The 12777-nt window shown below is 66.1% G+C and carries 11 protein-coding genes; 9 read left to right on the top strand and 2 right to left on the bottom strand.

The window, feature by feature from the left end:
• The first annotated feature begins 114 nt into the window (after positions 1-114).
• Positions 115-1422, top strand: a complete 1308-nt coding sequence (gene ltrA / locus ACGLHR_RS00825) for a group II intron reverse transcriptase/maturase (protein ID WP_400091319.1) — start codon at positions 115-117, stop codon at positions 1420-1422.
• A 73-nt stretch (positions 1423-1495) separates the two neighbouring features.
• Here the strand turns inward: ltrA and ACGLHR_RS00830 are convergent.
• Positions 1496-3045, bottom strand: a protein-coding gene (locus ACGLHR_RS00830; RefSeq protein WP_400091481.1) for an IS3 family transposase whose coding sequence is annotated in 2 segments (ribosomal slippage) — positions 1496-2571 and positions 2571-3045 — 1551 coding nt in all. Because the reading frame shifts where the segments join, the coding sequence is not laid out codon by codon here.
• 426 nt (positions 3046-3471) lie between these two features.
• On the opposite strand from ACGLHR_RS00830, the gene ACGLHR_RS00835 reads away from it, so the two are divergent.
• From ACGLHR_RS00835 to ACGLHR_RS00845, 3 genes are read left to right on the top strand one after another with little or no spacing between them, the layout of a single operon-like run.
• Complete coding sequence (locus ACGLHR_RS00835) at positions 3472-3981, top strand: GNAT family N-acetyltransferase (RefSeq protein WP_400091322.1); 510 nt, start codon at positions 3472-3474, stop codon at positions 3979-3981.
• 48 nt (positions 3982-4029) lie between these two features.
• Positions 4030-4158, top strand: a complete 129-nt coding sequence (locus tag ACGLHR_RS00840) for a hypothetical protein (RefSeq protein WP_318234675.1) — start codon at positions 4030-4032, stop codon at positions 4156-4158.
• A complete protein-coding gene (locus tag ACGLHR_RS00845) occupies positions 4159-4476 on the top strand; it encodes a hypothetical protein (RefSeq protein WP_400091325.1) in 318 nt (105 codons plus the stop codon). It abuts the gene before it with no gap.
• A 19-nt stretch (positions 4477-4495) separates the two neighbouring features.
• Here the strand turns inward: ACGLHR_RS00845 and ACGLHR_RS00850 are convergent, their stop codons facing one another.
• Positions 4496-6253 (bottom strand): sigma-54 interaction domain-containing protein, encoded by a 1758-nt coding sequence (locus ACGLHR_RS00850; RefSeq protein ID WP_400091328.1) that lies wholly within the window; start codon positions 6251-6253, stop codon positions 4496-4498.
• A 154-nt stretch (positions 6254-6407) separates the two neighbouring features.
• Here ACGLHR_RS00850 and ACGLHR_RS00855 point away from each other — a divergent pair, with 154 nt between their 5' ends.
• The 5 genes from ACGLHR_RS00855 to ACGLHR_RS00875 are packed head-to-tail and all read left to right on the top strand — an operon-like array spanning position 6408 to position 12760.
• A complete protein-coding gene (locus ACGLHR_RS00855) occupies positions 6408-7955 on the top strand; it encodes an acyl-CoA carboxylase subunit beta (RefSeq protein WP_400091331.1) in 1548 nt (515 codons plus the stop codon).
• A gap of 51 nt (positions 7956-8006) precedes the next feature.
• Positions 8007-9017 (top strand): tripartite tricarboxylate transporter substrate binding protein, encoded by a 1011-nt coding sequence (locus ACGLHR_RS00860; RefSeq protein ID WP_400091333.1) that lies wholly within the window; start codon positions 8007-8009, stop codon positions 9015-9017.
• A gap of 1 nt (position 9018) precedes the next feature.
• Positions 9019-11130: an acetate--CoA ligase family protein gene (locus ACGLHR_RS00865; protein WP_400091336.1), complete on the top strand. Its 2112-nt coding sequence runs from the start codon at positions 9019-9021 to the stop codon at positions 11128-11130.
• Positions 11127-12548 (top strand): acetyl/propionyl/methylcrotonyl-CoA carboxylase subunit alpha, encoded by a 1422-nt coding sequence (locus ACGLHR_RS00870; protein WP_400091338.1) that lies wholly within the window; start codon positions 11127-11129, stop codon positions 12546-12548. Before ACGLHR_RS00865 ends, ACGLHR_RS00870 begins: the two co-directional genes overlap by 4 nt.
• Positions 12548-12760: an acetyl-CoA carboxylase biotin carboxyl carrier protein subunit gene (locus ACGLHR_RS00875; RefSeq protein ID WP_267605269.1), complete on the top strand. Its 213-nt coding sequence runs from the start codon at positions 12548-12550 to the stop codon at positions 12758-12760. The genes ACGLHR_RS00870 and ACGLHR_RS00875 overlap by 1 nt, the downstream gene beginning before the upstream one ends.
• Positions 12761-12777: the final 17 nt, after the last annotated feature.

Genomic DNA, 12777 nt, shown 5'->3' on the forward strand with positions numbered 1-12777 from the left:
GTGTGCGGGAGAACTGCACGCACGGTTTGAGCGGCGGACGGAGGCCAGCGCGCAAGCGCGCCTCCTCCGACCCGACAGCGGTGAAAGGGTTGTAATGACCTCTGGAGCGAAGGCATGACCTTGTCCGGCAGAGACCATAGAACAACCGCGATGCGGGAGGATTCCAGGGTCGACGCCAAGTCGTTCGAGATACCCAAGCGGTTGATTTGGGAAGCCTGGAAGCGTGTGGCCGCCAATCAAGGCGGGCCGGGCGTGGACAGCGAAAGTATTGAAATCTTCCGAAATCGTTTGGCAAGGAATCTATACGCCCTGTGGAATCGAATGAGTTCGGGGAGTTATTTTCCCCAGCCGGTCAAAGAGGTGCTGATTCCGAAGGGGAGCGGGTTTCGTCCTCTCGGGATACCGACCATCACTGACCGAGTGGCGCAGATGGCGGTCAAGTTAATGGTGGAGCCGAGAATCGATGCGATCTTCCATGCATCATCGTTCGGTTATCGGCCGAACAAATCGGCGAAGCAAGCTGTGGCGCAAGCGAGAAGGAACTGTTGGCGCTACGATTGGGTAGTCGATATTGACTTGAAATCCTTCTTTGACACCATCGACCACGAGCTTCTCAGGCGTGCGGTAGAAAAGCATGTCACGGAGCCATGGGCACGACTCTACATTAGACGCTGGCTAGAGAGCCCGGTGCAGAAGCAAACCGGGGAATTGGTTGCTCGGGATAGAGGCACTCCGCAAGGCGGGGTGATCAGTCCATTGTTGGCTAACCTCTTTCTTCACTATGCGTTTGATCGATGGGTCCAGACCGAGCATCCGGAGGTGCCGTTTGAACGGTATGCCGACGATGTGGTTTGTCATTGCAGGACGAAGCATCAGGCGGAACAGTTCTTGTCTGCCTTGAGGGAACGGCTTACCGCTTGTGGGCTTTCGCTACACCCGGAAAAGACGCGCTTGGTTTACTGCAAAGATGGACGACGTCGAGAGGACCATATCCATACAAAGTTCGACTTCCTTGGATTCAGCTTTCACGCTCGGACGGTACAGGACCGAGCGGGAAACTTGTTCACCGGATTCGGACCTGCGGTAAGTCAAAAGGCACTAACGCGCATGTCTCAGGCCATCCGAAGCATGAGTCTCAATCGAAGTACCTCAATGACGCTGCGCGAACTGGCGCTGCGCATAAACCCAATGGTACGGGGATGGGTGAATTACTACGGTGCTTTCTATCCAGAGCGGCTGAAACAGTTCTTGATCAGAATAGACTTACGGCTTGGCAGGTGGGCGCGAAATAAGTACAAGCGGTTGAGAGGACATAAACGAGGATCTTGGGCGTGGCTCAAACGATGTCGGGAAAGTCTTCCTCAGCTGTTCGCGCACTGGGATTTCTGTTTCGAAGAACGGCGGACAAGAAGAGCCGTATGAATCGAGAGATTCACGTACGGATCTGTGAGAGCCTGAGGGGGGCAGTTCCCTCGGGCCACTCGACCCTCAGCCGTTACGCTGCTTTCTTGTGGTCCTCCACGTTTTGCTGTGCTCGTTCCGGGTTCAGGTACACGACATCGGCTAGCTGCCAGTTACGGATGCCCGCGGCCCAACGCTGCGGATTCCGGGCTCGCGCGGCCTGATACAGCGCCGTGCGCTGCGCCAGCAGGGCGGTCGCTTTGCCCTGATGTCGCTGGTTTGGCGTGACGTATTTCAGGCTGCTGTGGCGGTGCTCGTCGTTGTACCAGCGCACAAAGCTCAGTACCCAGGCACGCGCTTGCTCCAGGCTCTCGAATGGGCGCTCCGGCCACAACGGGCAGTACTTCGCCGTGCGGAACAACGCTTCGGCATAGGCGTTGTCGTTGCTCACCCTCGGCCGGCTGTAGGACGGCACCACACCCAAGTCATGCATCGTTGCCAGCATGCTCGCCCCCTTCATGGCCGTGCCGTTGTCCGAGTGCAGCACCAGCGGGCGGCCCGCCGTCTGCTCGCGCAAGCAACCGTGTGTCAGCAGACGACTGGCGTGCTCGGCCGACTCGCTTGCATGCACCTCATTGGCCACCAGCTTGCGGCTGTAAATGTCCTTCATCATGTACCAGTAGAAGAACCGTCCCTTGACTGTGGTCGGTAGCCAAGTGATGTCCCAGCACCACACCAGGTTCGGACCTTCGGCCCGGTGCGTCGTCAGCGGACGCGCGCTCGGGGCCTTGCTGCGACCACGCCGCAGGCCTTGGCCAGCCGCCTTCAGGACTCGGTAGAACGTCGATTCCGACGCCAGGTAGATCCCTTCGTCCGCCAGCTTCGGCACGATCTGGTGCGGCGTCAGGCTGGCGTAGCCAGGCTGATTTGCCGCCGTCAGCAACGCCTGCCGTTCCGCTTCGCTGAGCTTGTTGGCGGGCGCGTCACGACGCACCTCGGGCCGCCTGTCGGCTGGGGCATGCCGCCAGCGCTGCAAGGTCCGCTCGGTCAACCCAAGCGCCTCGCAGGCCAACTCCTGTCGCGCCCCCGCGCTCACCGCTTCATCGATCAACTGTATGGCTTCAAAGCGATCCGGGGTGCTGATCAGTCTTCCTCGTCCCGTCCCCAGATCGCTGCGGCTTTTTTTTGCAGAACCAGCAGCGCTGCCGTTTCCGCCAACGCCGCATTCTTGCGCTTGAGCTCGCGCTCCAGTTCACGCACGCGTTTGCGCGCCGCTTCGTCTTCCCGACGCTGCACCAAGGTACGCTTGGCCGGGGCCGACGCATTGGCCTGCTCGCACGCCGCACGCCACTCCTGGATCTGCTCCGGCAGAATGCCCTTCAACCGGCAGTATTCAGACAGCTCCGCTTCGCTCAGCGGCGCCGTCTCGAGCACCACGCGAAACTTGTCCACACTGGACCATTGATCACTTTGCTTCCCGTCACCCGGCACAATTCTTCCTGCAGCTCTCGCCATCTCGCGCCACGTCCTCAAGGTCACTGTCGTGATCCCCGTGGCCTTGGCCAACTCCACTATTGATCGGTTAAGCGGGGGCATCATCTGCTCAACCGCCCACTCCCGGCGCTCGGCCGTATATCGCTTCATCTTCCAGTCGCGCACCGCCCTCCATTTTGCTTCATCAAAGAAGACGGAGGCGACAAGTATCCTGACATGGAGGGCTCGCCAAGAAAGTAGGCAAAGAAGGCGACCCGGATGCGGCGAAAGACTCCTCGTCGTCAGGCCAAAAGAGCGGCCGGAGGCCAAACTCGCATCGCCTTAAGGCGATACTCAAACATGGCCTCCTCTTTTCCGCTCTTTTGGCCTGCCGACGAGGCGCCCCATAACGGGAGATTCAAACCTTCACGGCTCGCTGCGCATCGCGCGTGGGTGATTTCCGCCTGAGGGCGGAAATCACGGCTACACCGAGTGATACTTTGACTCTACCGCCGGTTGGCTCCCCTCTCCCACTTGTGGGAGAGGGGCCGGGGGAGAGGGCGCGAGCCTGAGCTTGCCACCACCGCACAAACTCCCATGCCATCTCCAGTCATCCGCCTCGCCACCACTGCAGACGTACCCGTCCTTGCTGCCATCGAACGCGCGGCCGCCACGCTATTTCCCGAATCCGACCTGCCGGCAGCGCTGCGCGAGCAAGTCACCCCCATCGAAGACCTGCAAGGCGCGCAGCGCGAGCGCCGTTTGTGGGTGGCGATTGCCGACGATGGCGCAATCGCCGGCTTCGCGCTGGCCAGCGTGCAGGCACAGAATGCGTATCTCGACGAAATGGACGTCCATCCCGCCCATGCCCGCCGCGGCATTGGCCGCGCGCTAGTGGACACCGTAGCGGACAACGCGCGCCGGCAGGGTTTGCAGTCGCTGAACCTCACCACCTTCGGCCACCTGCCGTGGAATGCGCCGTTTTACGCGCGCCTTGGCTTTCGCCGGCTCGGCGACGCGGATCTGTGCCCCGAACTGGCTGCTGCACTGGCGCGCGAAGCGCAGCTTGGTTTGCGGCAACGCATCGCCATGCGCCTGGTGCTGTAGGCGCTGCACTGCGTTACGATAGTGCCGTGCCCTCCACCGGCGAACCCCATGATCTCGTCCCAGTTCATCAGCCGCGTCACCCTGCGGCGCGATATCGTCGACTTCCTGGCCAATCCCGAGCGCATGCTGCGCGTGCTGCTCGACGAAGCGCCGGGCGGCGAGAGCGAGCCGGCCTGAATGCTCCGTTGTCCGACGCTGATCGCTTCCTTGTTGATGCTGCTCGTCACATTCAGTGCAGGGGATGCGCACTGGATGGACGACGCTGGATTTCTTGACCGCGCGCTGCAAGGCGGCGCCGTTGTCTGGATCTTCCTGTTTTGCTTCCTGGCCTACATTCCGCTGCTGGTGCTGGCTGCCAGCTATGCGCTGCGGGATCTGATGGCGCTCTACCTCTATAGGAACCGGCGCGCAGTCATCCGCCTGTTCTTGTTTGCCGTCATTCCATCCATTGCGCTTTACCGCTTCAATGCCTGGTTCATCCGGGAGATTCTGTAAGCCGCGCGATCGTTCGGGCTCAGCCGCGCGCGCCGCGCTCCAGGAGCTTGTACAGATGCGAGCGTGAAATGCGCAGTTGCTCCGCCGCGCGCTTCTTGTTGCCGCCGTGCCGTGCGATGGCCTGCAGCACGGCCTCGTACGCTACCTCCCGCAGGTCCGCCGACGATGCGGCGCCCACATCGATCGCGGCGTCGTCCGACGCATCGTCCAGTGCCGCGCCAAACGGCAACGCCGGCTCGCTCACGCTGAACGCCACCGCGCTTTCCTCGCCCCGCGCGAAATCCGCCGCGCTTAGCACGCGGCCATCGCAGAACACCAGCGCTTCCTCGATCTTCTGCCTGAGCTGGCGCACATTGCCCGGCCACCGCCGCTCGGCCAGATAGCGCGGCACCTCGGACGCCACCTCCGGCACCGGCACCTGGTTGCGCGCGCAGAAGCCGCGCACGAAATGGGTCAGCAGGGCAGGGATGTCCTCGCGCCGCTGGCCCAGCGCGGGAATGCGCAGCACCACGCCGCTCAGGCGGTAGTACAGGTCCAGGCGGAAGCGCCCGCCGTCGATCAGCGCCTGGATGTCGCGGTTGGTCGCCGCCACCAGACGGAAGTCCACGCGCTGCGCCTGCCGGCTGCCCAGCCGCTCCACCATATGGTCTTCCAGCACGCGCAGCAGCTTGACCTGCATCTCCATCGGGATATCGGCGACTTCGTCGAGGAACAGCGTGCCGCCCGCGGCCTGCTCCAGCTTGCCGGCCTGGCCGCCACGCTGGCTGCCGGTGAAGGCGCCGGCCACATGCCCGAACAGTTCGGACTCGATCAGCGTGGCGGGCAGCGCGGCCAGGTTCAGGCTGACCAGCGGCTTGTCCTGGGCCGCGCGGCTGGCGCCGTGGATGGCGCGCGCCACCAGTTCCTTGCCGGTGCCGCTTTCGCCGAGGATCAGCACCGGCACGTCCAGGCGTGCCACGGTGTCGATCTCGCGGCGCAGGCGTTGCATCGGCGCGCTCTCGCCGATCAGCAGGCCGGGGCCGGGGCTCGCTTGCTGCTCGCGCAACGCGTCCAGCTCGCGCTGTGTTTGCGCCAGTTGCGAGCGCAGCTGCGTCATCTCGCGATGCATGCGGCCGATGGCTTCGGGCTCCTTGAAGAGGATCTGGCCGATGGCGCCGACCACCTCGCCGCCCGCGCTGATCGGGATGCGGTTCACCACGCGCGTCACGCCGTTCATCTCCTGCAGCTGCCCGATCTCGGCCTTGCCGCTGGCGGCCACCTGCGCGAGGCGCGAATTGGGAATGACGTCTACCGCGGGCCGGCCCGTGCCCTCACCTGTGCGAAGGCCGAGGAATTTCTCGTGCACCGGGCTGATGAAGCGCATGTTGCCGGCGCGGTCCGCCACGGTGATGGCCTGGTAGGGGTTCGTGATGAAGTGATCGAGGATCGCGCCGGCAAAGGGCACCGCGCCCAGGAAGTCGAACAGGGCAGCGTCGCGCTCGGCCGGGCGCAACAGGATGACCTGCCGCGCGCGGTCCCGAAGGCGCATGGCGATGAAGCGGCGCGCAGGCTTGCCGCCGGCGCCGGGCAGGCTGCACTCGAACAGGCGGCCGGCATCCTGGCGGAGATCGTCGTCACTGGCGAGTTGCGCGGTGGCGGCCAGTGCGGCGGTCGCCAGCGAGGCGTCGGCGGCCAGGCCCAGGCTGGCGAGTACGTCACCCGCGTGGCTGGCGACCAGCACGCCGAGGCTGTCTTCAGTGCCGGGGAAAGTGTCTTCGGGTGTCGCTGCTGACGACATGCCGTGTCTCCGTAGTGGACACTCTGGTGTCCTTGTTGCGGACACAATAGCAGCGGGCAATAAAAAGAACAATGAAATCAAGGGCGGGCGCGCCTGGCACGTTTGCTGCGCTTAGAGAGCCTACGCACATAACGACAGCACTAAGGAGACCGACGTGTCCTGGCAGCCCGAAATCGATGAACTGGCCTATCGCAAGCAACTTGCCGCCCAGCTCGGCGGCCCCGACAAGGTCAAGCGCCACAAGGACGCCGGCAAGCTGACCGTGCGCGAGCGCATCGACGCGATCGCCGATGCTGGCTCCTTCCGCGAGGTGGGCGCGCTCACCGGCAGCGGCCAGTACGACAGCAATGGCCGCCTGGTGGGCCTCACGCCCGCCAACCTGGTGATGGGTCGCGCCAAGCTGGACGGCCGCCCGGTGGTGCTGGTGGGCGACGACTTCACCGTGCGTGGCGGCGCCAACGACGGCGCGGTCGGAGAGAAGCTGATCCACGCCGAGAAGATGGCGCACGACCTGCGCCTGCCCATGGTGCGGCTGGTGGATGGCACCGGCGGTGGCGGCTCGGTGCGCAATATCGAGAACAAGGGCTATACCAACATCCCCACCATGAAGGTCTGGCAGCACGTGGTGGAGAACATGTCGCTGGTGCCGGTGGTGTCGCTGGCGCTGGGCTCGGTGGCCGGCATGGGCGCGGCGCGCGTCGCCGCGAGCCACTACTCGGTGATGGTCAAGGGCACCGCGCAGCTGTTCAACGCTGGCCCGCCGGTGGTGGCGCGCATCGGCCAGGTGCTGGAGAAGAACGAACTCGGCGGCAGCCAGATCCATACGCGCAACGGCGTGGTCGATGATGAAGTGGCGAGCGAGGAAGAAGCCTTCGCGCGGGCGCGCCGCTTCCTGTCCTACCTGCCGGGCTCGGTGCATGAATTGCCGCCGCGCATCGAACCCACCGACGATCCCTCGCGCCGCGACGAATGGCTGCTGTCGGCGATCCCGCGCGACAGCCGCTCCGTCTACAAGGTGCGCCCCATTGTCGAGGCGCTGGTGGACCAGGGTTCCTTCTTCGAGATGGGCCGCCACTGGGGCCGCGCCATCGTGACCGGGCTGGCCCGCGTGGATGGCTGGCCGGTGGCGGTGGTGGCGAGCGATCCGTATCACTACGGCGGCGGCTGGGACGGCCCCACCGCGGAGAAGTTCATCCGCTTCGTGGACCTGGCCGAAGCCTTCCACCTGCCGGTGATCAATATGGTCGATATCGCCGGCTTCCAGATCGGCCTGGAAGCCGAGAAGGCCGGCACCATGCGCTACGGCGTGCGCGCGCTGGCCGCGGTGTACCAGGCCACCACGCCGTGGTGCTCCGTGATCCTGCGCCGCGCTTATGGCGTGGCGGCGGCGGGGCACCAGCATATGGGGCGCTTCAACTTCCGCTATGCGTGGCCGTCCGGCAACTGGGGCTCGCTGCCGATCGAGGGCGGGCTGGAAGTCGCCTACAAGGCCGAGATCGAAGGCGCCGACGACCCCGTGCAAAAGCGCGCCGAGATCGAGCAGCGCGTGCGCAGCCTTACCTCGCCGTTCCGCAGCGCCGAAGCCTTCGTGGTGGAAGACATCATCGACCCGCGCGACACGCGCTCGCTGCTGTGCGAGTTCGCCAACCTGGCGGCGCCGCTGCGCGAGCCGGGCGTGCGCAAGTTCGGCATCCGGCCCTGAGACGAGAAAGCGCCAAAAAAAACCAGACACAAACGATAAATGGAGACAGCCTTGCCCAATCACCGACCTTTACTTGCGCACCGTCCCACCCTTGGCGCCATCCTCACCGCAACGCTCGCCGTTGGCGCCGCGCTGCTGCCCGCCGCAGGCGCGCAGGCGCAGGAGCAATGGCCGCAGAAGCCCGTCACCATCGTCGTGCCCTTTCCCGCCGGCGGCATGACCGACCTGCTGGCGCGCCGCATCGCGCGCGACATGCAAGCCGAGTTCAAGCAGCCCTTTGTGGTGGACAACCGCGCCGGCGCCAGCGGCCAGATCGGCACCGAGATCGTGGCGCGCGCCAGCCCGGACGGCTACACGCTGCTGGTCAGCGCCACGCATCAAGTGATCAACCCCGCGGTGCGGCCCAAGCTGCCCTACAACGCGGCCAAGGACTTCACGTCGATCGCGCTGCTGGCGACCACGCCCAACGTGCTGGTGGTGAACAACAACGTGCCGGTGTCGAACCTGCAGGAATTCCTGGCGTACGCGAAGACGCAGAAGGACGGGCTGTCGTTCGGCTCATCGAGCATCGGCGGCGCCACGCATATGTCGGGCGAACTGTTGCGGCTGATGGCCAATGCGCCGCTGACCCATATTCCCTACAAGGGCGCGGCGCCGGCGCTGTCGGACCTGCTCGGTGGCCAGATCCCCGCGCTGTTCCATGACGTGATGACGATGGCGCCGTATGTGAAGGACGGCAAGGTCAAGGCCATCGGCGTGACATCGGCCAAGCGCAGCGAGGCATTGCCCACCGTGCCCACCATTGCCGAGCAGGGCGTGCCCGGCTACGAGGCCACCACCTGGATCGGCTTCTACGGCCCGGCCAACCTGCCCAAGCCGCTGGTGGAGCGCCTGAACCGCGATGCGGTGAAAAGCATGAACACGGCGGAGTCCAAGGCCAACCTGGCGCAGAGCGGCACCACGCCCGGCACGCTGAACGCGGAGCAGTTTGGCGCCTTCGTGCAGGCCGAACTGGTCAAGTGGAAGCGCGTGGCGACGCAAGCCAAGGTGAAGGTGGACTGAGATGAGCGACAACATCCTCGAGCTGCTGGCCCCGCGCTCGGTCGCCGTCCTCGGCGCTTCCGACAATCCCATCAAGGCCGGCGGCCGGCCCATCGACTACATGCGCCGCTACGGCTTTGCCGGACGCGTGTATCCGGTCAATCCCAAGCGCGCGCAGATCCAGGGCCTGCAGGCGTATCCCGAACTGGCAGCCTTGCCGGATGCGCCCGATCTCGTGGTGGTGAGCGTGGCGGGGCAGGAAGTCGAGCAGGCCATCGACCAGTGCCTGGCGGTCAGGGCACGCGCGGCGGTGATTTATTCCTCCGGCTTTGCGGAGCTGGGCGAAGCTGGCGCCGCGCAGCAACGCAAGCTGGTCGAACGTGCGCGCGTGGGCGGCTTGCGCCTGTTCGGCCCGAATACGCAGGGCGTGGCCAACTTCCGCGATGGTGCCATCCTGCATTTCTCCACCATGATCAATGAGGAAGCGGGCCAGGACGGCCCGGTGGCCATCGTCAGCCAGAGCGGCGCGGGTTCCTCCATTGTCTATGGCGGGCTGCGCCGCAAGGGCATCGGCGTGCGCTACATGGTGGCGACCGGCAACGAGGCGGACATCACGGCCGCCGAGGTGCTGCGCGCGGTCGCGGCCGATCCGGGCATCCGCGTGCTGCTGCTCTATATCGAATCGCTGAAGGACCCGGCGGTGCTCGCGCAGGCTGCGCGGATCGCGCATCGGCGCGACATCCCCATCCTCGCCGTCAAGGCTGGCCGCACGCAGGCCGGGCAACTCACCGCCAGCTCGCACACCGGCGCGCTGGCCGGTGAGGACGCATTAGCCGATGCGTTCCTGCGCCAGCACGGCATCCAGCGCGTGGCGGACTTCCGCGAGCTGGTCGAGTACAGCCAGGTCTTTATCGGCGGGCAGCGTCCGCGCGGGCGCAAGGTGGTGGCCATCAGCAACTCGGGCGCTACGTGCGTGCTGGCGGCCGACGCGGCCGAGGACCAAGGGCTTTCGCTGTGCCAGTTCGAAGGCGAGGGCGCTACCGCGCTCAAGGCGGTGCTTCCTTCCTTCGTGTCGGCCCGCAACCCGATCGACATGACCACCGCATTGCTGGGCCAGCCGCAGATCTACGGCCAGACGCTGGACGTGGTAGCCGCGCAGCGCCAGGCCGACATGATCTTCGTGGGCTTTCCCATCGGCGGCGAGGGCTACGACTTTGCCGACTTCTCCGCGCAGACCGGACGCTTCGCCTCGGCCAGCGGCGTGCCGGTGGCGGTCGGCGCCAACCAGGAATGGGTAGCGCAGGCGTTTCGCGCGCAGGGCGTGCCGGTATTCGACAGCGAACGCGCGGCCATGCGTGCGCTCGGCATGCTGGCGCAGCATGTGGCAGTGAATGCTTCGGCACTGGCGGAGCCTGCCGCGTTGCCGCCATCCGTTCCCAAGGACGGTGGCGCCACCAGCGTATCGCTCGACGAAGTGGCAAGCCTGGCCGCGCTGGCGCAGGCGGGCCTGCCGGTAGTGGCGCATCGCCTGTGCCACAGCGCGGGCGATGTGCGCCGCGCGCTGGCGGAGCTGGGTACGCCGGTGGTGGCCAAGGGCGTCTCGCCCGATATCACGCACAAGTCCGAGCTCGGCCTGGTGCGCCTCGACCTTGCCGACGAAGCGCAGGCGCTGGCGGCTTTTGCCGAGCTTGACCTCAAGCTGCGCAGGCTGGCCGCGAGCGAGGGTGTCAAGCACGGCGGCGTGCTGATTGCGCGCCAGCAGCGCGGTGGCTTCGAGCTGGCTGTCGGCGCGCATATCGACGACGTCTACGGGCCGGTGGTGATGGTGGGGCAGGGCGGCGTGCTGGTCGAGGCGATCGACGACGTGCAGTTCCTCGTCGCGCCCTTCAACGCCAGCCAGGCGCGCGAGGCCATCGGCCGGCTGCGCATTGCGCGTGCTTTCGGCGCGCTGCGCGGCATGGAGGCCGTCGACGTGGATGCGCTGGCGCAAATGCTGGTGCGCCTGGGCGACTGGATGGCGCGCGCGCAGGGGCAGGTACGCTCGGTGGACGCCAATCCGGTCATGGTGAGCCGCGGCAGCGTGGCGCCGGTGCTGGTGGATGCGGTGGTGATCCGCGCGGGAGAGACGTCATGAACGCCACGACGAACGCTTATGAAACGGTACGTCCACTGCGCCGCGTGCTGGTCGCAAATCGCGGCGCGGTGGCGGCGCGCATCATCCGCGCGCTGCGCGGGCTGGGCCTGGAATCGGTCGCGGTGTACTCCGATGCCGACGCGGACCTGCCGTACCTGCGCGAGGCCGATATCACGCTGCGCCTGGGTGAAGCGCCGCCGCTGGCCAGCTACCTGGACCAGGACAAGCTGCTGGAAGCCGCGCGCGCCAGCGGCGCCGATGCGGTACATCCGGGCTACGGCTTCCTGTCGGAAAACGCCGCCTTCGCCGAGCGCGTGGAGGCAGCTGGCCTGTGCTTCATCGGCCCGTCCCCGCACTGGATCCGGCGCCTTGGCCACAAGACCGAAGCGCGCGCCTTCATGGCCGCGCAAGGCATGCCGCTGGCGCCCAGCTCCGAGGTGCTGCCAGACGACATGGATACCGTGGCCGCGGCGGCGCAGCGCATCGGCTATCCGGTGCTGATCAAGCCCGCCGGCGGTGGCGGCGGCATCGGCATGGTGCCCGTGCGCGACGCGGCCGGCCTGGCCGCCGGCTGGCAGCAGGCGCGCTCGGTGGCGCAGCGCAGCTTCGGCCAGGCCGAGCTGTACCTGGAGAAGCTGGTCGAGCAGCCGCGCCATATCGAGTTCCAGGTGATGGCCGACCGCCGCGGCGGCGTGCGCATCCTGTGGGAGCGCGATTGCTCCGTGCAGCGCCGCCACCAGAAGGTCATCGAGGAAGCGCGCGCGCACGGGCTCGACCGCGCCGAGGTGGAGGCCATGGCGGCCAAGCTCTCGGCGCTGCTGTCCGGCATTGGCTACGACGTGATCGGTACGGTGGAAATGCTGCACACCCCGGCGACCGGGTTCGTCTTCCTGGAGATGAACACGCGCCTGCAGGTGGAGCACGCCGTCACCGAGCAGATCACCGGCGTGGACATCGTTGCCGCGCAGATCCGGCTGGCGCGCGGCGAGCGCATCGATGATGTGCTGCCGGGCGGCGCGGTGCCTGCGCAAGGCCACGCCATCGAGGCGCGCGTGTATGCCGAGGACCCGGTGCGCTTCTTCCCGTCGCCCGGCCCGCTGGATGTGTTCCGCCCGCCGCAAGGCGCGGGCATCCGCGTGGAGACCGGCTACGCCGAAGGCGCCCGCGTGACGCCGTACTACGACCCCATGCTGGCCAAGGTGGTTGCCACCGGCGCCGATCGCGGCGAGGCCATTGCCACGCTGCGCGCGGCGCTGGAAGATTTCACCATCGCCGGCGTCAAGACCAATATCCCTTTCATCCTGCGCGTGCTTGCGCATCCCGATTTCCTGGCCGGGCGCATCGATACCGCGCTGGCCCAGCGCGTGCTGGCTACGCCCGCCGCAGAGAACCAACAACCTACCCAGAGAGCTGCCTGATGAACAAGATCGAAGCCGCGGTGAGCGGCCATGTCTGCGCCATCCATATCGAAGTTGGCGCTACCATTGCGGCCGGCGACGCCGTGATGATGATCGAGTCCATGAAAATGGAGATTCCGCTCGAATCCGAATATGCTGGCGTGGTCAAGACCATCCTGGTGCAGCAAGGCGACGCCGTCGCCGAGGGCCAGGCGGTGGTGGAACTCGCATAACGCCAATAAGGAAGAAC

Origin of the sequence: Cupriavidus sp. CuC1 (assembly GCF_044627735.1) — a bacterium.
Classification (GTDB): domain Bacteria; phylum Pseudomonadota; class Gammaproteobacteria; order Burkholderiales; family Burkholderiaceae; genus Cupriavidus; species Cupriavidus ulmosensis.